General features: G+C 56.8%; 26 protein-coding genes. 17 read left to right on the top strand and 9 right to left on the bottom strand.

Features of this window, described 5'->3' with window-relative positions:
• Positions 1 to 75 precede the first annotated feature (75 nt).
• Together B1757_RS06805 and B1757_RS06800 are read right to left on the bottom strand one after the other, a co-directional pair.
• On the bottom strand, positions 76 to 432 hold the full coding sequence (locus B1757_RS06805; protein ID WP_101537604.1) for an ArsC family reductase: 357 nt from the start codon (positions 430 to 432) through the stop codon (positions 76 to 78).
• Positions 429 to 1,562, bottom strand: coding sequence for a class I SAM-dependent methyltransferase (locus B1757_RS06800; protein ID WP_101537603.1), 1,134 nt, complete (start codon positions 1,560 to 1,562; stop codon positions 429 to 431). Before B1757_RS06800 ends, B1757_RS06805 begins: the two co-directional genes overlap by 4 nt.
• 9 nt (positions 1,563 to 1,571) lie before the next feature.
• Between B1757_RS06800 and B1757_RS06795 the strand changes: the two genes are divergently transcribed.
• Genes B1757_RS06795 through rimO form a run of 3 tightly spaced genes read left to right on the top strand, consistent with a single transcriptional unit; the run spans position 1,572 to position 4,026 of the window.
• Complete coding sequence (locus tag B1757_RS06795) at positions 1,572 to 2,312, top strand: pteridine reductase (protein WP_101537602.1); 741 nt, start codon at positions 1,572 to 1,574, stop codon at positions 2,310 to 2,312.
• Between the two features lie 5 nt (positions 2,313 to 2,317).
• A complete protein-coding gene (locus B1757_RS06790; protein ID WP_253253755.1) occupies positions 2,318 to 2,695 on the top strand; it encodes a NifU family protein in 378 nt (125 codons plus the stop codon).
• A complete protein-coding gene (gene rimO / locus B1757_RS06785) occupies positions 2,692 to 4,026 on the top strand; it encodes a 30S ribosomal protein S12 methylthiotransferase RimO (protein WP_101537600.1) in 1,335 nt (444 codons plus the stop codon). The genes B1757_RS06790 and rimO overlap by 4 nt, the downstream gene beginning before the upstream one ends.
• Positions 4,027 to 4,034: 8 nt before the next feature.
• Here the strand turns inward: rimO and folB are convergent, their stop codons facing one another.
• Positions 4,035 to 4,391, bottom strand: coding sequence for a dihydroneopterin aldolase (gene folB, locus B1757_RS06780; RefSeq protein ID WP_101537599.1), 357 nt, complete (start codon positions 4,389 to 4,391; stop codon positions 4,035 to 4,037).
• Between the two features lie 72 nt (positions 4,392 to 4,463).
• Here folB and plsY point away from each other — a divergent pair, with 72 nt between their 5' ends.
• Positions 4,464 to 5,060: a glycerol-3-phosphate 1-O-acyltransferase PlsY gene (plsY, locus tag B1757_RS06775; protein ID WP_101537598.1), complete on the top strand. Its 597-nt coding sequence runs from the start codon at positions 4,464 to 4,466 to the stop codon at positions 5,058 to 5,060.
• A gap of 19 nt (positions 5,061 to 5,079) precedes the next feature.
• Here the strand turns inward: plsY and B1757_RS06770 are convergent, their stop codons facing one another.
• From B1757_RS06770 to B1757_RS06760, 3 genes are read right to left on the bottom strand one after another with little or no spacing between them, the layout of a single operon-like run.
• Positions 5,080 to 5,610: a tetratricopeptide repeat protein gene (locus B1757_RS06770; protein WP_101537597.1), complete on the bottom strand. Its 531-nt coding sequence runs from the start codon at positions 5,608 to 5,610 to the stop codon at positions 5,080 to 5,082.
• Entirely contained in the window at positions 5,607 to 6,626 is a 1,020-nt protein-coding gene (tsaD, locus tag B1757_RS06765) for a tRNA (adenosine(37)-N6)-threonylcarbamoyltransferase complex transferase subunit TsaD (protein ID WP_101537596.1), read from the bottom strand. Before tsaD ends, B1757_RS06770 begins: the two co-directional genes overlap by 4 nt.
• Positions 6,619 to 7,479, bottom strand: coding sequence for a ferritin-like domain-containing protein (locus B1757_RS06760; RefSeq protein ID WP_101537595.1), 861 nt, complete (start codon positions 7,477 to 7,479; stop codon positions 6,619 to 6,621). The genes tsaD and B1757_RS06760 overlap by 8 nt, the downstream gene beginning before the upstream one ends.
• 355 nt (positions 7,480 to 7,834) lie before the next feature.
• Here B1757_RS06760 and B1757_RS06755 point away from each other — a divergent pair, with 355 nt between their 5' ends.
• The 13 genes from B1757_RS06755 (at position 7,835) to B1757_RS06700 (ending at position 19,995) form a co-directional block, all read left to right on the top strand.
• Complete coding sequence (locus B1757_RS06755) at positions 7,835 to 9,301, top strand: cytochrome ubiquinol oxidase subunit I (RefSeq protein WP_101537625.1); 1,467 nt, start codon at positions 7,835 to 7,837, stop codon at positions 9,299 to 9,301.
• A 72-nt stretch (positions 9,302 to 9,373) separates the two neighbouring features.
• A complete protein-coding gene (gene cydB / locus B1757_RS06750; protein ID WP_101537594.1) occupies positions 9,374 to 10,477 on the top strand; it encodes a cytochrome d ubiquinol oxidase subunit II in 1,104 nt (367 codons plus the stop codon).
• A gap of 66 nt (positions 10,478 to 10,543) precedes the next feature.
• Positions 10,544 to 10,795: a hypothetical protein gene (locus tag B1757_RS06745; RefSeq protein WP_101537593.1), complete on the top strand. Its 252-nt coding sequence runs from the start codon at positions 10,544 to 10,546 to the stop codon at positions 10,793 to 10,795.
• An 11-nt stretch (positions 10,796 to 10,806) separates the two neighbouring features.
• Positions 10,807 to 11,067 (top strand): hypothetical protein, encoded by a 261-nt coding sequence (locus tag B1757_RS06740; RefSeq protein ID WP_143484231.1) that lies wholly within the window; start codon positions 10,807 to 10,809, stop codon positions 11,065 to 11,067.
• A gap of 241 nt (positions 11,068 to 11,308) precedes the next feature.
• Positions 11,309 to 12,007, top strand: a complete 699-nt coding sequence (locus tag B1757_RS06735; protein ID WP_172437632.1) for a response regulator — start codon at positions 11,309 to 11,311, stop codon at positions 12,005 to 12,007.
• A gap of 287 nt (positions 12,008 to 12,294) precedes the next feature.
• On the top strand, positions 12,295 to 13,290 hold the full coding sequence (locus B1757_RS06730) for an ATP-binding protein (protein WP_253253754.1): 996 nt from the start codon (positions 12,295 to 12,297) through the stop codon (positions 13,288 to 13,290).
• Positions 13,291 to 13,352: 62 nt separating this feature from the next.
• On the top strand, positions 13,353 to 14,606 hold the full coding sequence (locus B1757_RS06725) for an NRAMP family divalent metal transporter (RefSeq protein ID WP_101537589.1): 1,254 nt from the start codon (positions 13,353 to 13,355) through the stop codon (positions 14,604 to 14,606).
• A gap of 88 nt (positions 14,607 to 14,694) precedes the next feature.
• Positions 14,695 to 14,862, top strand: a complete 168-nt coding sequence (locus B1757_RS15385) for a hypothetical protein (RefSeq protein ID WP_172437631.1) — start codon at positions 14,695 to 14,697, stop codon at positions 14,860 to 14,862.
• Positions 14,852 to 15,934 (top strand): ABC transporter ATP-binding protein, encoded by a 1,083-nt coding sequence (locus tag B1757_RS06720; RefSeq protein WP_101537588.1) that lies wholly within the window; start codon positions 14,852 to 14,854, stop codon positions 15,932 to 15,934. The genes B1757_RS15385 and B1757_RS06720 overlap by 11 nt, the downstream gene beginning before the upstream one ends.
• Positions 15,935 to 15,948: 14 nt before the next feature.
• Positions 15,949 to 16,926 carry an extracellular solute-binding protein gene (locus tag B1757_RS06715; protein WP_172437630.1) on the top strand — a complete coding sequence of 326 codons (978 nt, stop codon included), beginning with the start codon at positions 15,949 to 15,951 and terminating at the stop codon, positions 16,924 to 16,926.
• Positions 16,923 to 18,539 (top strand): ABC transporter permease, encoded by a 1,617-nt coding sequence (locus tag B1757_RS06710; protein WP_101537586.1) that lies wholly within the window; start codon positions 16,923 to 16,925, stop codon positions 18,537 to 18,539. The genes B1757_RS06715 and B1757_RS06710 overlap by 4 nt, the downstream gene beginning before the upstream one ends.
• An 18-nt stretch (positions 18,540 to 18,557) precedes the next feature.
• The gene (locus B1757_RS06705; protein ID WP_101537585.1) at positions 18,558 to 19,244 is read left to right on the top strand and encodes a histidine phosphatase family protein; all 687 of its coding nucleotides are present in this window, start codon (positions 18,558 to 18,560) and stop codon (positions 19,242 to 19,244) included.
• A 214-nt stretch (positions 19,245 to 19,458) separates the two neighbouring features.
• Entirely contained in the window at positions 19,459 to 19,995 is a 537-nt protein-coding gene (locus tag B1757_RS06700) for a DUF4124 domain-containing protein (protein ID WP_172437629.1), read from the top strand.
• Between the two features lie 11 nt (positions 19,996 to 20,006).
• Here the strand turns inward: B1757_RS06700 and B1757_RS06695 are convergent, their stop codons facing one another.
• The 3 genes from B1757_RS06695 to B1757_RS06685 all read right to left on the bottom strand — a co-directional run bounded on the left by B1757_RS06695 (position 20,007) and on the right by B1757_RS06685 (position 21,509).
• Positions 20,007 to 20,222 carry a hypothetical protein gene (locus B1757_RS06695; protein ID WP_101537583.1) on the bottom strand — a complete coding sequence of 72 codons (216 nt, stop codon included), beginning with the start codon at positions 20,220 to 20,222 and terminating at the stop codon, positions 20,007 to 20,009.
• A 141-nt stretch (positions 20,223 to 20,363) separates the two neighbouring features.
• Positions 20,364 to 21,017, bottom strand: a complete 654-nt coding sequence (gene alkB / locus B1757_RS06690; protein WP_101537582.1) for a DNA oxidative demethylase AlkB — start codon at positions 21,015 to 21,017, stop codon at positions 20,364 to 20,366.
• 51 nt (positions 21,018 to 21,068) lie between these two features.
• Complete coding sequence (locus B1757_RS06685; protein WP_101537581.1) at positions 21,069 to 21,509, bottom strand: sigma factor; 441 nt, start codon at positions 21,507 to 21,509, stop codon at positions 21,069 to 21,071.
• Positions 21,510 to 21,531 lie beyond the last annotated feature (22 nt).

The following is a 21,531-nucleotide window of genomic DNA, read 5'->3' as shown; positions in this document are numbered from 1 at the left end:
TCGCAGAAAGCGCATCATTCGCAAATTGGTATGATCTCATGGCTACAGGAATGCGTTGTGGCCTTTATCCAAAGATCAGGAACGGTCCTGAAAAAACGCCTGCCAGCGCTCGGCGTCAAAGCCCAGCAGACCCTGCTCCGCGCGGATGAGAATGGGGCGACGGATCATGCTGGGGTGAGCCGTCATCAGCGCGAAAGCACTTTCCGCGTCCGGACAGTCCCGATCATTCTCCGGCAAACGCCGCCAGGTCGTCCCCTTGCGGTTGATCAGCGCCTCCCAGCCCCACAGGGCGGCCCAGCGCTGCAAATCGGCGCGGTCCACGCCTGATTTTTTGTAATCATGAAAATCGTAAGACACTCCCTGAGCATCCAGCCAGGCAAAGGCTTTTTTCATGGTGTCACAGTTGCGAATGCCGTAAATGTGTATGGTCATGCAGTTTCTCTCTTGCACAGAATGAGTACCTTGAAGCTTTCCCCCATCTCCTGGGGCAGAGTCAGGCGCTTGATTTCGTTATTGAGGGCCAAAAGGCCTGGGGCATCCAGTCCGGCGGCCAGCCCGGCATAAGCTTCAGCCAGGCCATGCTCCACCAGAAAGCGCGCCAGATTGCCGTAAAATTGCACTTCCAGCCCCAGTTCCGGCGCGGCTTCCAGCAAGGCGCTGAAATTGACATGGGCGGTCAGATCACAGAGGCCGGGCCAATAGAACGGATCATCCAGCCAGTGTTGTCGATAGTAGGCTCGCAAACTGCCCGACTGGCGTTGCGGATGATAATACTCTCCCGCTTCCTGACCATAATCAATCAAGATCAACGCGCCCGCCTGGAGACAGGTGGCTACTTCCCGCAGCCAGGCGATGGCCAGGGGATGCATTTCGGTTCGGTAGTTTGCGGGGCATTGCTCCAGCAGCGGCTTGAGGCGATCATCCAGCGCATAGTTACCCGGCATCCAGTCCCAGTCCAGTTTTTCTCCGTCCCAGCATACGCCGCGCTCGCGCAACAGCCCCCCGGCATCGCGCTCCACGACCTGCACGGGCATGGCGTCAAGCACTTCATTGGCCAGCATCACCCCGCGCCAGCGGTTGGGAAGCTGCTGCAGATGGCGCAGATTGGGCAGAGCGCTGCGTTGCTGCTCCTGTAGATCCGGACTCAGCTCCAGTATGGCATAGGGCTGTTCCGGCAGACATTGATGGATCTGCTGCGCCAAAGTGCCCCGACCCGCGCCGAATTCGAGAATTCCGTCACTGTTGGCCACCGTCGCCAGGACTTCGGCCAGGACCCGCACCAGCACTCTGGCCAGCACAGCGCCCATCTCCGGAGCGGTGACAAAATCTCCATCCGCACCCAGACGATTTTGTCCCGCCATGTAATAGCCCAGACCGGGGGTATACAAGGCCATATCCATGTAGTGGCGGAAAGCAATGACCCCACCAGCCTCCGCAATAGCCGCACGAATCCGCTCCAGCAAGCGTGCAGAATGCGCTTGCGCTGCGTCGTCTGGAACTGGCAGCTCGACCTTGCGCCCCCCTCGGGAATAGGTTAAAAAATCGGGACGCTCTATGCGCATGGAATCCTCTTGAAAGCATCTGAAAAAGTGGTTTTGATCACTGGCGCTGCCCGCAGGGTTGGTGCCGCTATCGCCCGAGATCTGGCGGCCAGGGGCTGCCATCTGATCCTGCATTATAGGCGATCCCGAACGGAGGCCGAAGCCCTGGCCGCCGCAGTCCGGGAGCAATATGGCCGTGAATGCCTGCTGGTTGAGGGTGATCTGGCCGCTGCCAGCTTCCCCGCCGAGCTGATTGCCGCAGGTCTTGCCCATTTCGGACGGCTGGATGGCTTGGTCAACAACGCTTCGATTTATCAGGCGGCGCCCTTTGCGCAAATCACCTTGGAAGACTGGCAGCGCATGGAAGCCATCCACCTGCGTGCCCCCTTATTCCTCACCCAGGCGGCAGCGCCCCATTTACGCCGCAATCAGGGCGCGGTGGTCAATATTGGTGATATTCATGGAGAGATTCCGCTGCGCTCCTACCTCCCATACAGCGTCAGCAAGGCGGGGCTATTGGCACTCACCCGCTCACTGGCCAAGGAACTGGGTCCAGAGATTCGCGTCAACAGCGTCTCTCCGGGCGTGGTGCTCTGGGCAGAAAACCAGGATCCTCCCGATGGCGACAAGCAGGCCCTGCTGGATCGCAACGCCCTCAAACGGGTAGGCGATCCTCAGGACATTGCCGCAGCCGTCGCCTACCTGCTCTTTGATGCGCACTACACCACCGGTCACAACCTCGTCGTCGATGGCGGGCGCATGTTATATTGATGTCCATGAGCACGAAAACCCCTATCCGCTTTTACAGCGAAGAAGAACTGGATGCCCTGGAAGAGCAGGACCCGTTGGCGGCCGCCAAAATTGCCCACGCCCAGGCCATGGCCGCCCGGGGACTGGACCGCCAGAAACGCTATGGACCGGACGACCCCCTGCCCGACCCCGAAGCCGTCGGTGAGGCGGTGCAAACCGTACGGCGCATTCTCATGCGCGACGGCGGGGACATTGAACTGGTGGAAATCATCGAGCGGGATGTCCGGGTGCGCATGAAGGGGGCCTGCGCAGGCTGCCCCAATGCGGTCATTGACCTCAAACAGGTAGTGGAGCGCATTGTCGGTGCCGTCCCCGGAGTCGTCAGCGTGAGCAATACCTTTTGAATAGCCGCCCTCCCAAAGTCGGCTTTGTCAGCCTCGGCTGTCCCAAGGCCACCGTGGACAGCGAGCGCATTCTCACCCAGCTCCGGGCCGAGGGCTATATGCTGGTGGGGGATTACGCCGGGGCCGATGTGGTCGTGGTCAACACCTGTGGTTTCATCGATGCGGCCGTCACCGAATCCCTGGAAGCCATCGGCGAGGCACTGAATGAAAACGGCCAGGTGGTGGTGACCGGCTGCCTGGGCGCCAAGGATCACGGCGATTTCATCCGCCAGGCCCACCCCAAGGTGCTGGCGGTTACCGGTCCCCAGCAGTCCGGGGCAGTCATGGCGGCAATTCATGAGGCCTTGCCGCCGCTCCATGACCCTTATACGGATCTGGTTCCCGCCCAAGGCTTGCGTCTGACACCGGCCCATTACGCCTACCTGAAAATCTCCGAAGGCTGCAATCAGTCCTGCAGTTTCTGCATCATTCCCAGTATGCGTGGCAAACTGGTCAGTCGCGAACCCGGCGATATTTTGCGGGAGGCGGAAGCGCTGGTGTCCAGCGGAGTGCAGGAACTGTTGGTGATTTCCCAGGATACCGGAGCCTATGGCGTGGATCGTCAATATCGGACAGCCTTTCACGATGGCCGACCCCTCAAGACGCGCATCACCGAACTTTGCGCAGCGCTGGGGGAGCTGGGCGTCTGGGTACGCTTACATTATGTGTATCCCTATCCGCACATTGACGCCCTCTTGCCCCTCATGGCGGAAGGAAAAATCCTGCCTTATCTGGATGTGCCCCTGCAGCATGGCAGCCCCCGGATTCTCAAGGCCATGCGCCGCCCGGCTGCCGCCGAGAAAACCCTGGAGCGGATTTTGCGCTGGCGGCAGGAAGTGCCGGATCTCACTATCCGCAGCACGTTCATTGTCGGCTTTCCGGGTGAAAGTGAAGCGGAATTTGCTGAACTGCTGGATTTTCTGCGCGCCGCTGAGCTCGACCGGGTCGGCTGTTTTGCCTACTCGCCGGTGGAGGGAGCGCCCGCCAACTCCCTGCCGGGAGCCATTCCCGAAGCGGTCCGGGAAGAACGTCGCGCCGAATTCATGCGCGTCCAGGAGAGCATCAGCCGTGCCCGCCTGCAGCGCCATGTGGGACAACGCCGCGAAGTGCTTATAGATGCTATGGAACCCGGCGGCCGGGCTCTGGCCCGCTCCTACAGCGATGCGCCGGAAATAGACGGTGTGGTGCATCTGAAAAATGCCAGCGGCCTCAAAGTGGGTGACCGCCTGGTAGTACCCATCACCCGGGCCGATGATCATGACTTGTACGGAGACTGCTTCGGCCTGAATTAATATCAGGTTTAGCTGGTCGAACCCCTTTCAATACGAACACCCACGTCCCGGGTTCCTCTGACTGCTGCGGGTTTGTGGACCGTCACCTGTACCCAACGGGCTGCAAATTCACCGCGAATGATGTCGGCAATCTGCTCGGCGAGGGTTTCCACCAGCTCCACCTCAGAGGCGCTGATGTGACTGACCAGACGCTGGCAAACTGTCTGATAATTGATGGTGTATTCCACCTTGTCACTTTGCGCAGCGCTCTGGGCATCGGCCGCAATTTCCAGATCAATCAATACGGTTTGCTTAACCTGACGTTCCCAGTCATAAATCCCGATGCGGGTATCGACTTTCAGTTCCCGCACAAAAAGAATATCCATAATTATCCCGAAAAGTGCGACAAGGCGTCGCGTCTCGTCCTATAATAACGCTTTTCCCGGCCAACGCACTGCATGTCTGTCATTCTCGATATTATTTGCATATTGGGTGCCTACCTGATCGGCTCCATAGCCACCGCCATCCTGGTGGGGCGGGCCATGGGTCTGGGTGACCCACGCCAATCCGGTTCAGGAAATCCGGGCGCGACCAACATTTTGCGAATGGGCGGAAAAAAGGCGGCGGCCTTGACGCTTTTTGGTGATCTGATCAAGGGCGTCATCCCCATAGTCATCACCCGCAGCCTGGGAGTGGATGACTGGATACTCGCCGCTGTCGCCCTGGCCACTTTTCTGGGCCACCTTTATCCCGTTTATTTTGGCTTTCGCGGCGGCAAGGGTGTAGCTACGGCGCTGGGAATCCTGTTGGCGCTGCTGCCGTTCATGGGACTCGCCGTACTGGGGGTGTGGATCCTGATTTTTGCCATAACCCGGGTATCCTCTCTGGCCGCACTCCTCGCCGCCAGCAGCGCTGTACCCATTGCCTTTGCCCTGTCGGACCAGAGCAGCTTGCGCGCCCTCGTGGTCTTGCTGGTACTGCTGATTCTCTGGCGGCATCGCAGCAATATCCAGCGTCTGCTGGATGGTCGCGAAACCCCCTTCAAGAAAAACTGAGCCACTAATCACTGCGGCCTTAATCGTGGATATTCCATTCCCGCATGCGCTCGTCTATCCAGCGGGCCAGCTTTTCGGCAGGCCGAAAACCGGGAGCGAGTAACTCGGCTTGCCGGGCGGCGGCGAGAGCCCGGCGCATGCTGCCCTGATGCAGGTAATAACGGGCCAGATTCATCTGGGCCAGGTGCGGGGCATCAAAATGCCGGGATTTGAGCGCCCGGCGGATCACAAACAGAGCTTCGCTCTCCCGCCCGGTATCCATGAGATATTCACCAAGGTCATTCCAGGCCTGGCCCCATTCGGCATCACAGGCGATGGCACGGCGACAAGCCGCAATCGCTCCGTGACTATCTCCCGAGGCGGCCAGCGCCCAGGCGTAAAAGGTCCAGATCAAGGCCGAGTCAGGGTCGGCATCCAGAGCGCGCTTGAAGGCTTCGGCGGCTTCTTCCGGATGGCCGGTCTGCTGCCAGTCCAGACCCGTCTGGAAATCCGCATCCACTACCGCCCGTTCTTCGATGGCGGTGTCCAAAGAGAAAGGTTCGTGGTTCACGTTTCCTCCTTTACCAGAGACCAACGCGCCCGCACCGGAAATTCAGCGCTGGCCGGCTGGGCCATTTCCGGGTGCAGGGCTCCAGCCAGGGCAATCATGGCCGCATTATCTGTACAGTGCGCCAGATCCGCGATGCATAACTCGACACCATCGGCAGTCAGGCTTTGCAGCGCGTCACGCAAGGCCCGGTTGGCGCCCACCCCACCGGCTACGATCAAGCGCTTGAGACCGGTTGCCTGCAAGGCTCGCTGGCATTTCCGGAACAGGGTGTCGACTACTGCCTGCTGAAAACTGGCGGCCAGATGGCTTCTCTGCACTGAATCCTCTTCCGGCACTTTCAAGGAAACCAGACGAAAAGCCGTTTTCAGACCGCTAAAACTGAAGTCCATGCCGGGTCGGTCCAGCAATGGGCGGGGCAAACGAAAAGCCTCGGGATCACCGCCCTCTGCCAGGGCCGCCAGGGCTGGCCCGCCGGGATAACCGAGTCCCAGCATTTTCGCAGCCTTGTCGAAGGCTTCTCCGGCGGCATCATCCAGGGTTTCGCCCAGCAAAACATAGTCCCCCAGCCCCCGCACCTCGATGAGCATGGTATGCCCTCCGGAGACCAGTAAGGCCACGGCCGGAAAGGGCGCTACACCATTGAGCAGCGGCGCCAGCAGATGGCCTTCGAGATGATGCACGGGAATCACCGGAATATCCCAGGCGTAAGCCAGTGCCCGGGCAAAATTGACCCCCACCAGCAAAGCGCCGATCAAACCGGGTCCGGCGGTGACCGCCACCGCATCGGGACGCTGCCCGCCGCTTTGTGCCATCAATTCTTCCAGCAGCAGGGGCAAGCGCCGCACATGATCCCGGGAAGCCAGTTCGGGCACTACTCCGCCGTAGGGGGCGTGCAGAGCAATCTGACTGAACAGCACTTCACCCAGCAGGCCTTTTTGGATGTCATAAAGCGCCAGTCCGGTTTCATCACAGGAACTTTCAATACCCAGAACACGCGTGATTTGTGCTTCAGACATGCCGGGTTTTCTCCACATGTTGATTTCCTGGCGGTGCTGGGTTCTGGTCAATACATGCTTGTAACCATCGCAACTCCGTTTCGGAAAAACCGCCTGCACGACGGGCGTCCAGGGCCAGAGGTCCCTGAATGCGACCCCGATAGCGCTCCTCAAGCAGCTTCCGGAAAGTGTGATCGGCATCCAGCCCGCGCTGCGCACACAAATAGTGAAACCAGTGCGTACCGATGGCCACATGCCCGCGTTCATCCCTTTCGATGCGTTCCAGCACGGCCACTGCAACCAGATCACCAGCCTCTCTGAGCCTTTCGCGGATAGCAGGGGTCACATCCAGACCGCGTGCTTCGAGGACGCGCGGGACCAGGGCCATACGTTCCAGTGGATCCGTCGCTGTCTCCATGGCCATTTCCCAAAGCCCGTCATGGGCGGGCAGATCGCCATAATCACCACCCAGCGCCTGGAGCAACTCGCGCAACAGGACAAAATGTTCGGCCTCTTCCTGGGCCACCTGCAACCAGTCCCGGTAGTAATCCACGGGTAAATCGACAAAACGGCAAATGGCGTCCAGCGCCAGATTGATGGCATTGAATTCAATATGCGCCAAAGCGTGGAGCAGGGCGAAACGCCCCGCTGGAGTACTCAAGGCCCGGCGCCGGGGCAACTTTTTAGGGGCCACCAGCTCGGGACGATCCGGACGCCCGGGAATTCCGGGACAGGGTAGCAGGGAGATTCTGACAGCATCAGTACAGCGTAACGCCCGCACCTGCACCACTTTTTCTGTGGGCTGCCGGGCCAGCAGGGCACTCAAGGCCTCTGCAGCAAAGCCTCCATGCTGCTGTTCAACACTGATATTCATCTCGCAAGCGCATCCACAGTCTGTGTCACTCAAAAAACACAATATAGCACATGCACCATCTCGTTCATCCGCAATCCGGCTGAGGGTGCCATAGCCAGCCAATATCAGTAACTCATGATAAACTTAATGCATTGTATAAAAAAATAATAATAGTTTTTTGTTTTTATTTATTTTCCCCATTGGTTGATTTAAACCAGCTTCAGCTGGTGCATATCCACCAAAAACAATGTTCTTGCACGCCCGCTTCACCACAAATCATATATTTACAGAATATTGTAATGTTGGCATATACTTTGCAGGTTTATGGTGCAGCAAAAACTTTCTCATTCACAAAATTTATATAGGGGTGGAAGTTATGGTTATTGAAAACTCTCTGCCGATCCTCTTAAGTCGACTGGATTTTGCCTGGATCACTTCCATGCACATTCTCTGGACACCTATGACGATCGGCATGTCCTGGTTGCTGTTCATTATGGAAGTTGTCTGGTTGCGCACCGGTGATGAACGCTGGTACAAAATCAACCGTTTTGTTGAAAAAATATTTCTTATCAACTTTGGTGCCGGGGTAGCCACCGGCGTCACCATGGAAATGGCCTTCGGTATTCTCTATGGCCCTTTCTCTCAGGCCGTGGGCCCTTTCTTTGGCAACATCCTCGGTTTTGAAACCATTACCGCTTTCATGTACGAAGCCGGCTTCATCGGGCTGATGGTCTTCGGCTGGGGTAAAATCGGTAAAGGCATGCATCTGTTTGCTACTTTTAATGTGGCTCTCGCCTCCAGCCTTTCAGCCATGTGGATTCTGGTCGCCAACTCCTGGATGCAAACGCCTGACGGGATTTTCCTTAAAGATGGATTGTTCCAGGTCAAAAACTGGTGGCATGCCATTTTCAACAACAATTTCCAGTGGGGTTTCCCGCACATGTGGGTCGCCTGTGTCGAGCTGGCACTGTTTGCACTCGTAGGACTCAGCGGTTTTTTCATCCTGAAAAATCGCAATGCGGATTTATTTACCAAGCTTCTCAAGCCCACGCTATTGGCTTTGATTATTGTCACGCCCGTTCAAATTTACATTGGTGACAGCATCGGTCGGGTAGTGGCGCAGACTCAACCCACCTCGCTGGCGGCGATGGAAGGGCATTATCACACTTACCTGCCTGACGGAAAGGTCAATACCGGCTGGCATCTCATCGCTATTCCCAATGCCAAGAATGACGGTAATGTGTTCGCCATTACCATCCCCTATGTACTGAGTATACTGGAAACCCATACCCTCAATGGCAAGGTGCCAGGAATGGATAGTTTCCCGGCCAATGATCGTCCTGATGTCTGGGTGCCTTTCTATTCTTTCCGGGTGATGGTCGCTATTGGTTTTTTCCTCTTTTTTATCGCTATCTGGGGTAACTGGCTACGTCTGCGTGGGAAGCTCAATGCCAGCGAACTGCGGAAGCGTCCTTGGTTTCTCCGTGCTCTGGTGTTTTCTGCTTTCCTGCCTTATCTCGCCATCTGGTGCGGTTGGTGGACCCGTGAAGTGGGACGTCAGCCCTGGGTCGTCAATGGCTTGATGCGGACCTATCAAGGGGCCAGCCATATGCCTGTTGCTGCAGAAATCTTCTGGTGGATCGGTTATATCATTTTCGAACTGACCGTCTGGGCAGGTTCCTGGTATTTCTTCACCCGGGTCATCAAGAAGGGAGTCGACGGAATTCCCGACTCCAGTACGCTGTTTGAGCATGATCATACGGATGACGCCGACATTAAAGCAGGTGGCGGTCATGTCACTCCTACTTTCGCCAGCAAACCCATGTTGCGTTCCGATCGCTGATCAGGCTTTAACCGTCTTTAATAATCATGGTGGGGTGCGCGACTCCCCACCCACAGCTACTGGAGATATTTTATGGATCTTCTCTCAATAGGACGCATCACCGGCACCTTATCGACCTGGTGGTGGCTGCTGCTTTCTCTTGCTTTTTTTCTTTATATAGCCACCGATGGTACAGATCTGGGCGCTGGCATTTTCGCTTTGTTTTCCCGCGACGAAGAAGAACGGGGTGCCATCATGGCTTCCATGGCCGGCATGTGGGATGGCAACGAGAGCTGGCTAGTGGTGGCTGGCGGCGTACTCTTCGGCGCTTTCCCGCTAGTGTATGGTTCGGCTTTCAATTACCTGATGATTCCTTTGGCATTTGCACTTTGGGGCATCATTTCCCGGGCTGTAGCCTTTGAATTTCATGTCCATGCCAAAAAAAGCAAAAGTTTTTGGGGCTGGGCTTTTGCCGTAGGGAGTTTGTTTCCCACTTTTTTTGCCGGTGTTGCCCTGGGTGCCGTTTTGCAGGGGTTCCCCATGAAATCGGGGCTCGCCATGCAGTCTGCGCTGGCAGCACACGGAATCAACGTCCACGATTACACCACACCGATCATGCATTTTTCTGGGGGAGTTTTTGCCTTTCTCACTCCTTTTTCTATCTGGACAGGAGTAGGCGCTGTCATTGCTGCCAGCCTCGCCGGTGGCTTGTATTTATGCGCACGCTTCATTCCCGGGGATCCCATTCATGAACGCGCACGCTCCTGGACCAATGTCGTCTCTTTGCTGGCCCTCGCGGCTATCGTGATCACGCTCATCTGGTCCTATGCCATTTTCCCTTGGGCATCTGACAAATGGACCGGCTCTGATTGGTGGGTATGGTTGATCTGGTTTGTGATTGTGCTCTTTTTTGCCTTCAAATCGTCCACTAATCACGCAGCGCGCAGGGACTTCAGTGCCATGATGTGGGGTATCGGCGTCGTAGCCCTGCTCTGGACGGCCATGTGGGCGACCATTTTCCCCTATATCGTACCCAATACCTGGACCATTGCGCAGGCGGCCAACCCGGCAGATTCCATTGCCGTGTTTACCCTGTTCATGACGGGCTTCTTCCCCATCATGATCATGTACAACTGGTATCAGATCTGGGTATTCCGTGGTCGCTTCAGCAAAAAAATGGCTTACGGAGCGCATTAATCAATGCGTGCAGCGGCGATGTTCCCAAAGGGACATCGCCTCCTGTTGATTGAGTGAGGTGAAAAAATGTCCGTCAATGATGATAAACAATCTTTAATGACCGCCATAGATATTATTGAGAACATCGAATCCCGTTATGAGCAACTTGCCGAACGATTGAATGAAGTGCGTAGAACCATTCCCTCGGAAAACAGAGCGGATATTTCCGATCAATGCTTTGAACTATCCGTCGAAATCATGCGTTATAAAAACTATTTCTCTTCCGTCAAAAACCTGGTATCCCGCAGACAGGATATGGGTCTGGTCCATTTATCTTGAAAAGAAAATCTTTGAGCAAAAATTTACAGCATCCTCGGCAAAGCACGGGAGCTGCTGACAAGACACGTCCAACGCTCATGGACGTGCTCAATGTGTTGGAGTCACGGCTGGATATTGTCGAGCAGCAATGTACGGACGTTCTGGAATCCATTGATCATCGTACGCGTGCTGAAATCGACGACCAGATCACTATTATGGATGCGGAGATCAACCGCTGCCAGAAGTTTTTACAAATCATCAAGGCCTCTTTGAACCCACCCGATAAACAATGACTTTTTTGCTGCCGTAGATTGTCGTAGCCTCTCACTACTTCCTATAGCAGCAGCCAGCCTAGAAACAGAAGTTACGTAGGCAGTTATCAAAGTTTGCATATCATCGCGACCCTTAATGTTTCAATGCTGCAGAACATATTCATATTTTCAAAAAATTGTTAAGTGAAGCTTGACTCCAGGATTACCGATTGAGTTACATTTATACTTTGTCAAAGTCCAGCGTGGAGGTATAATCGTGATCATGAAAAACAAATCCCGTATTCTGATCATCGACGACGACCTGCGCCTGCGCAGCCTGGTGGAATCTCACCTGAAAGGCTATGGATTCATAGTGCAAGGCATGAGTGACGGTCGCCAAATTGAAGCTGCTCTCGAAGAAAACCCCGTGGATCTGGTCATTCTTGACCTCGGCCTTCCCCACGAGGACGGTTTACAGATCTGCCGGCGCCTGCGCCAGCAGCACGACGTTCCCATTCTCATGCTGACTGCACGCGGGGATGAAGTCGATCGTATTCTGGGTCTGGAAATGGGGGCCGACGATTATCTGGCCAAACCTTTTCATCCCCGCGAACTGGTTGCCCGCATCCAGGCGATTTTGCGGCGGGTTCGCGGCCCTGCGCCAAGGACAACGACGGCGAGCTTCCAGAAGGGCGCTTTTCAAGTAGACATGAGCCGTCAGGAAATTCGTCATGGGGACAAGCTGATCCCGCTGACCAGTGCCGAATTTTCCACGCTGGCCACCCTGATCCAGCATGAAGGCCAGCCCCTCACCCGGGAAAAGCTGATGTGGCTGACCCGGGGCCGGCAGCTGGAGGCTGACGATCGTAGCATCGACATGCAGATTTCCCGACTGCGACGCCTGCTGGATAAAGGGCCAGGCCGTCCCCGCTATATTCGTACGGTCTGGGGACATGGCTATCTGTTCGTGGCCGAGCCCTGAACATCCGCAGATTCTGGCCGCGCAGCACCCTGGGGCGGACGCTTCTGCTCCTCGGCCTACTGTTACTGGGCACCCAGGCAGCTGTTTACGTCCTGTTTCATCAGTACGTTCTGAATCCTGCCGCCCAGCGTTTTGCCGAGTTTCTGCTGCAGACCGACCACGCCCTCATCAGCAGCGGTGCCCAATATGCGCCCACCGGTAATCTACAGTGGCGACCGGCCAGTGCCGCGCCCGGAAAAGCCCCTGATCGGTATTTTCTACATAAAAGTGCGGGCTATCTGCAGCAGATGGCCCCCGGGGCCAGACTCCGGGTCGGTGCCGAGGAGGGTAACAGCACCTGGATGTGGATACGCGGCGGGCCGTCCCAGCCCTGGCTGGGAATGCCTGTCTCTCCCATGGATTTTGGTGGACAGGGGTTCATGTTCATGCGCCTAAGCGTTATTGCCCTGGTAACCTTGTTGGGGGCCTGGCTGATTGTTCGCCAGATCAATCGCCCCCTCGCCCGACTGGCCGCCGAAGCACCACGCATCGGTTTGGGCGACACGCCTGATACGCTGGAACCCATTGGTGGACCACTGGAAGTGCAACATCTGACCCGGGCCATCACCAGTATGGCCAACGATCTGCACCATCTCCATGAAGAACGCACCCTGTTACTCACCGGCATTTCTCACGAACTGCGGACCCCACTTTCCCGCCTGCTCTTGGCCCTGCATCTACCGGACGTCGATTTTCTGGAGCAAAAATCAGCCATGTGTGTCGATGTAAACGAAATGGACGAAACCATCGACAAGTTTCTGACCCTCGTGCGCAGTAACGACCAGGAGAAAATCATGACCATTGCTGTCCGCGACTGGCTGGAAGAAATGCAGGCCATCGCCCGGGAGCGTTATGCGCTCCAGATCAGTTGCAGCGAAGATATTCCTGCCGGAAGTCCCTGTTTTTTACAATGCCGCCCCCTGGCCCTGGAGAGAGTTTTTCGCAATATTTTTGACAATGCTCACCGTTACGGCGGCGGCCGCATGCTGATCCAGGTCACGCCGCAAGCGCAGCACATTGAAATACGCCTACGGGATTACGGTCCGGGCGTTTCCCCCGCCCATCTGCTGGCCATGAACCTCGGAATACTGCCCCGCCAGTCTGGCCATGGCGCCGGCATTGGCGTGCGCATTTGCAAGCGTATCATGGACCTGCATCATGGCAGCCTGGGCTTTGAAAACGCAGTAGATGGCGGACTCAGCGTCCAGCTGCTTTTCCCGACGGATACGGGCAAAACAGCTTGACAAAAATTGACTAAACAGGAATCATTCGCAAACCAAAACGTAAATACGGATTATTCTTAATAATGACTGCAAGCAATCCCACTGTCCCACAAAAGCACTCACGCTGGTCGGTTTTTTTGATTGTACTGGGTCCCGGCCTCGTCGTCATGCTCGCCGATACGGATGTCGGCAGCATCATCACCGCTGCCCAGAGTGGCGCCCAGTGGGGATTCAAACTGTTGTTACTGCAGTTCATCCTCATGCCGATTCTTTACCTGGTCCAGGAATTGACGGTCCGGCTGGGCATTTTCACCGGCAAGGGACACGGCGAACTCATTCGCGAAACCTTTGGTACCGGCTGGGCTTACCTGTCCGTGGCCGGACTCAGCATTGCCACTACCGGTGCCCTGCTGACCGAGTTTTCCGGCGTGGCAGGGGTCAGCCATCTGTATGGATTGCCGCGTGTTGTCGGAGTGCTTCTCGCTGCGGCCACCTTGCTGACCATTGTCTGGACGGGCTCCTACCGCCGCGTCGAACGTATCGCCCTGATCATGGGACTGTTTGAACTCGTCTTCTTCGGGATTGCCTGGGTTGCTCACCCCAACATCCAGGACATCCTCCACGGCCTGACCCACGCCCCCATTACCGACAAGGATTACATGATGCTCGTTGCAGCCAATATCGGCGCTGTCATCATGCCCTGGATGGTGTTTTATCAGCAGTCGGCCGTGGCCGACAAAGGGCTTCATCCCGAAAACTATCGCCATGCCCGCTGGGATACAGCCATTGGAGCAGTGCTTACCCAGGCCATTATGGCCGCCGTGCTGATTGCCACCGCAGCCACCATCGGCAGACTGAATCCCAACGCGCCCCTGAATACCGTTCATCAACTGTCCGAGGCCATCACCCCTTACCTCGGCGACACCTGGGGACGCCTGGTGTTTTCCATGGGTATTCTCGGTGCCGGCATGGTTGCCGCCATTGTCGCCTCCCTGGCAGGGGCCTGGGGCTGGGGCGAAGTCACCGGATTTCGCCATTCTCTCGAACATCATCCCAAAGATGCACCCTGGTTCTACGGCATTTACACGGCCATCATCATCGCTGGAGCGGTAGCCGTCATCAGCATCCCCGATCTGGTCAGCCTCGATATCGGCGTGGAAGTCATGAATGCCCTGCTGCTGCCTCTGGTCCTGGGTTTTCTGGTTGCGCTGGCGGTCAAAGCCCTGCCCGCCGAGCATCGGCTGCGTGGCTCCTATCTCTGGCTGGTGCTGTTTGTGGTCATCCTCTCGGCGGGGCTGGGCGTTTATGGTGGTCTGACCAGCATCCCCGGATTGTGATAAAAACCTGCACTGCGCGCAGACTGTCATAAAACTGTCATATTCGAGGCGTACACTACTCTCCAAAATATAGTTGGAGATAATAGTGATGCCTCGAAACATACTGCTTCAAGCACTACTGATCAGTGCTATGGGTATGTTACTTCCGATTCTCGCCCAACGGGGCTTCCCGACTCGTTTGGTCAACAAGAACGAAATCAACAGCGTAGTATGCTCCTACATCTATAACCTCATGAAAATCCAGTATGCCTTCTGAGCTATCTGAGGGGCTGCAGATTCAGTCTTTACGGGTGGAACTGGGTGGAAGGGCGGTGTTGGCCGATGTAAATCTGTGTCAGGAGACAGGCACCTATGCCTGCCTCCTCGGCGAGTCGGGTTCGGGCAAAAGTACCTTGCTGGCCACTATCGCCGGTTTGATTCGTCCACAGCAGGGCAAGGTCAGTATCCATGGCCAGGTAGTGAGCAAGGATAAAACCTTTTTGCCGCCCGAACGGCGTGAGATCGGCATGGTATTTCAGGATGCCGCACTCTGGCCGCATATGAGTATTCTCGATAATGTACTTTATCCGCTCCGGGCGCGGCGGCTGGCGGTGGAAAAATCCCGGGCCATGGCCCTGCTGGAGCGCATGGCGATTCCAACTGCTGCGGCCCGTCGTCGGCCCCATGAGCTTTCGGGCGGGCAACAGCAACGGGTGGCCATTGCCCGAGCCATCATTGCCAAGCCCCGTATTGTCTTGCTGGACGAGCCCCTTTCGGCCCTCGATCACGGGGTGCGAGAGAACCTGCGGGAGTTTCTGCACGGACTGTTTGCCGAGGAAGGTATCACTGCCCTGCATGTGACCCATGATCCGGGAGAGGCCTTTTATCTGGGTCGCCGGGTGGGCGTACTCAATGGGGGGCACCTGGAACAATGGGATACCCCGGAGCGCCTCTATCAACAGCCAGCCAGTCTGGTGGTGGCACGTTTGGGAGGCTCGGTGCGTGCCATTCAAGTGCCGGTTCTGGAATCACGCGACAAAGAGGCGGTTCTACAGTGGGAAGGACAGCGCTGGACTGTGCCAGCCGCTTCCGAACTGCAGAGTGCCAGCCAGGCGACCCTGCTGCTGCGACCCAGTGACCTGGAGCTGGACGAGGCACCCACTGCTGCACCTGAGGCCCAGGTGCGTCACGCCCACTGGCATGACGGACAGTATCTGTTGACCCTCCAGGCCAGTGATGGCCAGGAATTTCTAGCCTATTCCCGCCAAGGGGATCTGGGCCCCCGTCGCTGGCAACTGCGCCGGGGGCAGGGCTGGTGTATTCCCTTGCAGTCTTCCGCAAATCACTAATGACAGGAGTTCGTATGAAACGTTTGATGCTTGCCTTGCTGGGTCTGGGACTGGCCAGTGCCGCCCATGCCGCCACCCTCACCCTGTACAGTGCCGCGCCGGCCACCCTGGCCAGGACTCTGGCCGCCGATTTCGAGAAAAAGACCGGTGACCATGTGGAAGTCTGGACCTCCAGCACCGGCAAGGTCATGGCCCGTCTGGCCGCCGAGGCCAATCATCCCCATGCCGACGTGGTCATGGTGGCCGGTTGGTCGGCAGGTCTGGACCTAGCCCAGCAGGGAATGGTCTATCCTTATCATCCGGCCGACATCGAGAAGGCACTGGTGAAGCCCGCCCAGGTGTCGGCTCCTTTTCTACCCTACGGCCTGGATACGGTGTCCATGGTCTTCAATACCAAGGCTCTGCCCAAAGGTGCCAAGCTGCCCGACAGCTGGTTTGACCTGACCCAACCGCAATGGAAGGACCGGATCACCGCTCCCAATCCGCTGCTCTCGGGTACGGCTTCCAGCTTTCTGACCGCCTTCGTGGACCAATATGGCAACAAGGCCTGGAAATTCCTGTCAGAACTCAAGGCCAACGGTACTGTCTGGCCGGGCACCAACCATGCCGCCCTCCTGCCGGTGATGTCGGGAGAACGCAGCGGCATGTTCGAGTGCGTGGGCCATGCGGCCGTGGCTGCCAAGGCCCAGGGGAACTCCATTGTCCAGGTATTCCCCAAGGAAGGCACCATCATGATCCCGCGCCCCATCCTGATCCTCAAGTCGGCTCCTGACAAGAAGCTGGCCGAGCAGTTCGTGAACTTTGCTATGTCCCCTGCGGGGCAGAAGCTGGTAGCTAAAAACAATCTGTATCCAGCCCGCCAGGGGGTACCGGCCAAACCCATCATGAACAAGATGGGCAGCTTCAAGGTCATGTCTGTCAACTGGAGTCAGATGGCGGCCAAGCAGCCTGCCATTCTGGCCCGTTTCAAGAAGGAAATCCTGGGCCAGTGACGCGGGTCGTCAATCACCTATTGGTCTACCTGATTCTGGGGGTGCTGGTTCTGGCACCCCTCGGGGCCATTGTCTACGAGGCCTTGCAGCCCGGAGCCGGCCACCAGCATGGGGTCGCCCTGCTGCAACTGGGGGTGGACCAGCATTTCCTGGATTCCTTGTCTGGAACCTTGGGCATGGCGGGTTTTGCCGTGCTTTTCGCCTTGCCCATGGGTTTTGCTCTGGCCATGTTGATGTACTACGTGCCACCCCGTTGGACACCCTTCTGGGAGGCGTTGATTCTGATTCCTTTCCTTATTCCTCCGTACCTGACAGCCGAGGCCTGGAGCCTCCTGGTCGGACCCGTAGGAATGATCGAGCAGGTCATTGGATTTTTGGGCAGCAGCCTGGAGGGATTTCTGTTTTCTCTGGCAGGCATGGGAATGATGATGGCCCTCCATCTGACGCCCTTGGTTTATATTTTATTACGTGCTGCTTTGGATAATGGTAACCCACGCCTGTTGCAGGCGGCGCGGGTGCATGGAGCTTCGGCCTTGGCGGCCTTCCGCCTGGGTATTCTGCCGACGCTGTTGACGGCGCTCGCTGCGGCCGGGCTCCTGGTTTTCATGGACACCTCTGCCGAGTTCGGCGTGCCGGCGCTGCTGGCCGGTTATGCCGGGGTGCAGGTTCTGAGTACCAGCATCGAGGGCGCCACCAATGTCTGGCCCGTGAACCTGCCCATGGCCTCGGCCATCGGTCTGGTGCTTTGTGCCATGGGGGTATTGGTCTGGTTTCTCTACCGCCCGCTGGTTCGCAACAACGAGGGACAAATCCAGCGCCGTGCGCCAGCCCGCTCCGTTTGGTGGAGTATTTTGCCCATCGCCGTTTTCGTCCTTGTGGGCACCATCATGCCGGTGTTGGCGGTCCTCGCCATCTCCCTGGAGAAAGCCATGACAGCAGGCTTGCAGGCGTCCAATTTCACCTGGGAGCACTACCATCATATTTTCAGCAACAGCTCGTCAGGCTTTGCTGCCTTGCTTACCAGCCTCAAAATTTCTGCCCTGGTGGCCGTTTTTGGTATGGCCTCGGCGCTACTGGCCGCCAATCTGGTGCGCCGGGGCGGACGCATTGGCGCGCTGGTCGATTTACTGGGGACTTTGCCCATGGCAGTGCCGGGAGTGGTGCTGGCGGTGGGAATGATCCTCTTCTGGAATGCCCCCTGGAACCAGTTACCGGTTTTCGGTCACCCCATCATCCTGGCGGTGGCTTATGCCACAGTCACTTTTCCCTTTGCCTTGCGCTACGCCCGCACGGGTCTGGCCCAGATTCCACCACGTCTGGAACAGGCAGGCAGAGTGCATGGCGCTTCGCCTCTGCGCACTGCCCTGGGGATCCAGGTGCCGCTGGTCTGGCCCATGCTGGTCGGTGGGGCAACAGTGGTTTTTGCCCTGTCCATGCGCGAACTGGTGGCCTCGCTGATGTTGCAACCGGCAGGGATGCAGGTGATTTCTACCTATATCTATGGCAATTTTCGCCAGGGGGTCATTGGTAATGGCATGGCCCTTTCGGTCATCGGTATTTTCAGTTCGGCCCTGATTCTGGGTTTGGCCCGCAAGGCTCTCATCCGTCGATAAACCAAAAGGAGAAAGTTCATGTCCCTTCGCCGCAATCTCGGCTTATTCCTGATCCTGGGAGGCTGTGTCACCCCTTTGCTAGCCCAGGCCGTACCTGCCGAGATCATTCTCGTACGGCATGGTGAGAAAGTGGACTCCTTCAAATTGTCCACGATTGGCGAAGAGCGGGCGCATGCGCTAGCCCAGGTCTATCTGGGTAAGGACGCCAGCCACAGCATTCTGCCCAAGGGCGTGAAGCCCGCTGCCTTGATGACCGTCACCCTGCACACCGTGGAGACCATGACCCCTACCGCCCTGAGCTGGGGCTTGCCGGAGACCGCTTTCACCGCGGTGCCGGAGTATTTCCAGACCGAAAAGGAAAAGAAGGCGCACGAGACCCTGCGGACCCAGGAGGCGGCCCAGGCACTGCTTCACGACCCGCAATATGACGGCAAAGTGGTTATCGTCATGTGGGAACACAAGCGCATCGCCAGTCAGAAACTGGAGGAAAAACACCCGGGGCAGCAGGTGACTTTTCGTCAGCTCCTGCATCTGAACCAGCTGAGCGGAGTTCCCAAAACCTGGCCCAAACATACCTTCGATTATTTCTGGGTCGTCAAATACCAGGGCCAGAATCCGGTGCCCGTCTCCTTCCAGATGATCAAACAGACCTATACCGGCAAATACGCCAACCTGCCCCAGAATGACTGGGGCAAGCCGGAATAAAGGAACTCCACGACACATTTTCCCCAAAACTTGCCTCGCTGCTGAACTATGCTATATCTCAGTTGGTCTGAGTTTTGGAATATGGACGATCGGTGGCATGCATGTTGATGACTGAATCCGCTGCGGACCTGTGCCGGAGGGGCTGGCAGCCCCGAGAAATATCCGGCATAGAAGACCGGTTTTTACAGAACGCGCGACCATGGATCGGCCGCTCTTGAAGCCTGCCAGCCGTCGCTGGGCTGCGGCCGTTCTGGCCGCTGCCGTAATGGTGTCGGCCAGCACTTTCGTACTACCTGCTCAGGCTGAGCGTATTTATCGCTGGGTGTCCCCTGACGGGACCGTCAGTTTCGGGGATCAGCCTCCGGCCAATGCCAAAAAGCTGCAATCGCTTCCTTCTGCGCCTCCAGCACCACCCTCCGTGCACCCGTCGGCGCCCCCGCATAAAACACCCAGCTCTCCTCCTGCAGCAGCAGAGAAAGCTTTGACCGCCATTGAGCGTCTCAACCTTCTAACTGCACTCAACAACTACCAGAACAGCCTGCGCCCAGCACCAGAACCCCGGCAGCATGATGTCTATATACCGGCTTATATCGGACCAAGGCCTTTTCCTCCGTATGGACATCGGCCCCCGCCATCCTGGCGACACCCTCCGCCCCGCCCTGGCCGCCCTCCGGTCACGCGACCACCGACGGTACTGCTACCCCCACCGGCTCCCGCATCCATGTACTCCTCACCAGTGCTGCTGCCTTAATCGAGCGTGGCTCATGGTGCTGACACTGACTCTCTTTCCCGGATAATCTCTGCGCCGTGCTTCCATAAATAGTAGATGACAATAACCCCCATGGGAATGAGCAGGGTCAAGACAAAGGTGACAAAAAAGGTCACAATTTTCAGATTTCGTCCCCAACGGGTCCGCGCCGTACCGATAGCCAGCGCTATCTTTCTCAATTCTTTTCCGTCGGAATTTTCCACGCTCATGATGACTCCTGTTTTTCTTCAACCAGTCGGCAACATGGCTGATTGTTCCTCCTGACATAAGAGGTGATTTTAAGCTGGCGCCAGGAACAAAACAATTATGGGCGGGATAAAAACCGGATGAACTGTGGTTGTGACACGTTATCAGCGCGCCTTACGCAGGGTCAGATTCAAACGCCGCGCCCCCACAAGGGGATGTTCTCCTGTTTTCACGGGAGCAATCCCATGGTAACGGAGCCGGGCCGGACCACCCCAAACCAGTACGTCACCATGCTCTATAGTGATCCGTTGCACCTGATCCCGGCGCTCCGCCCCGCCAAACAAAAAAGTGGCAGGCAAGCCCAGTGAAACTGACACAATGGGCGCGCCCATATCTTGCTCATCCTTATCCTGATGCAAAGACATGCGTGCACCGGGAACATATACATTCACCAGACAGGCATCGGGAATAAAAGACGCAAAACCGGCTTTTGCTGCTGCTGTTTGCGCCATTCGGAAAAGTAGCGTCGGGATTTCCGGCCAGGGTTGTCCGGTTTCCGGATCTTTCGATACATAGCGATAACCCTGTTTGTCCGATACCCAACCCCATGCGCCGCAATTACTCATGGCTACCGACATTTTTCTGCCCCCCGGGGTCAGCATCTGTCGCAGTCCTGACTGCAGCAAGCCCTGTTCTACGCCATGGATGAGCGCCTCTGCGTCAGCCAGGGCCCAGCCCCGCAAAATCATGGCCCCTTCTCCAAGGGATTCCAGAGCAGGTGCCGAGCGAGGGAAGTTTTCAAAAAGATCAGCCGTCATCGGATCCGTTGTTCATCCTTTCTGCCTGCTGACATTTTGTTATCCGGCCAACTATGCCAGCGCAGCATTGTGCAGTAAAAGCTCCGCTTCAATGGACTCACGAATCATCCTGGTGGCATAAATGGAAAAACGCTCATCACTTCCGGACTGAAATTGCCGTGCTGCAGCAATGAGTGCCAGATTACCTGTTTCCAGGAGAGCACTCAAAGATAAGGCCGTATTATCCTGATAGCTACGGACAATACGCAATACCAGACGCAAATGTGCTTCCAGTAGTGTATGCCAGGCCTCGGGATTCTGCTGCTGTAGAGCTTCCAGCAGTGTTTGTTCTTCTGCCCGGGTGAGGACTTCCTGATAGCCAATAGCCTGTAAATACGTGATAGCAGGATCAGCGTCTTTACCAGAATCTATCGGACTGACGCTATTTTGAGGGGGATATTGATCCGCGCTCGATGGAAGCGGATCTGCTGATGTGGAGATTTTTGAGGCCATGGGAATTTTTTCCTATATTCAT

The sequence above is a fragment of the Acidithiobacillus marinus genome (assembly GCF_002847505.1).
Taxonomy (GTDB): Bacteria; Pseudomonadota; Gammaproteobacteria; order Acidithiobacillales; family Acidithiobacillaceae; genus Acidithiobacillus; species Acidithiobacillus marinus.
This window is presented reverse-complemented; position numbering and strand designations above follow the sequence as displayed.

Coding starts and splice junctions, on each gene's coding strand:
- B1757_RS06805 (WP_101537604.1), bottom strand. CDS start 432: ATGACCATACACATTTACGGCATTCGCAACTGTGACACCATGAAAAAA.
- B1757_RS06800 (WP_101537603.1), bottom strand. CDS start 1,562: ATGCGCATAGAGCGTCCCGATTTTTTAACCTATTCCCGAGGGGGGCGC.
- B1757_RS06790 (WP_253253755.1), top strand. CDS start 2,318: ATGAGCACGAAAACCCCTATCCGCTTTTACAGCGAAGAAGAACTGGAT.
- folB (WP_101537599.1), bottom strand. CDS start 4,391: ATGGATATTCTTTTTGTGCGGGAACTGAAAGTCGATACCCGCATCGGG.
- plsY (WP_101537598.1), top strand. CDS start 4,464: ATGTCTGTCATTCTCGATATTATTTGCATATTGGGTGCCTACCTGATC.
- tsaD (WP_101537596.1), bottom strand. CDS start 6,626: ATGTCTGAAGCACAAATCACGCGTGTTCTGGGTATTGAAAGTTCCTGT.
- B1757_RS06760 (WP_101537595.1), bottom strand. CDS start 7,479: ATGAATATCAGTGTTGAACAGCAGCATGGAGGCTTTGCTGCAGAGGCC.
- B1757_RS06755 (WP_101537625.1), top strand. CDS start 7,835: ATGGTTATTGAAAACTCTCTGCCGATCCTCTTAAGTCGACTGGATTTT.
- cydB (WP_101537594.1), top strand. CDS start 9,374: ATGGATCTTCTCTCAATAGGACGCATCACCGGCACCTTATCGACCTGG.
- B1757_RS06745 (WP_101537593.1), top strand. CDS start 10,544: ATGTCCGTCAATGATGATAAACAATCTTTAATGACCGCCATAGATATT.
- B1757_RS06735 (WP_172437632.1), top strand. CDS start 11,309: ATGAAAAACAAATCCCGTATTCTGATCATCGACGACGACCTGCGCCTG.
- B1757_RS06730 (WP_253253754.1), top strand. CDS start 12,295: ATGGCCCCCGGGGCCAGACTCCGGGTCGGTGCCGAGGAGGGTAACAGC.
- B1757_RS06725 (WP_101537589.1), top strand. CDS start 13,353: ATGACTGCAAGCAATCCCACTGTCCCACAAAAGCACTCACGCTGGTCG.
- B1757_RS15385 (WP_172437631.1), top strand. CDS start 14,695: ATGCCTCGAAACATACTGCTTCAAGCACTACTGATCAGTGCTATGGGT.
- B1757_RS06720 (WP_101537588.1), top strand. CDS start 14,852: ATGCCTTCTGAGCTATCTGAGGGGCTGCAGATTCAGTCTTTACGGGTG.
- B1757_RS06715 (WP_172437630.1), top strand. CDS start 15,949: ATGAAACGTTTGATGCTTGCCTTGCTGGGTCTGGGACTGGCCAGTGCC.
- B1757_RS06705 (WP_101537585.1), top strand. CDS start 18,558: ATGTCCCTTCGCCGCAATCTCGGCTTATTCCTGATCCTGGGAGGCTGT.
- B1757_RS06695 (WP_101537583.1), bottom strand. CDS start 20,222: ATGAGCGTGGAAAATTCCGACGGAAAAGAATTGAGAAAGATAGCGCTG.
- alkB (WP_101537582.1), bottom strand. CDS start 21,017: ATGACGGCTGATCTTTTTGAAAACTTCCCTCGCTCGGCACCTGCTCTG.
- B1757_RS06685 (WP_101537581.1), bottom strand. CDS start 21,509: ATGGCCTCAAAAATCTCCACATCAGCAGATCCGCTTCCATCGAGCGCG.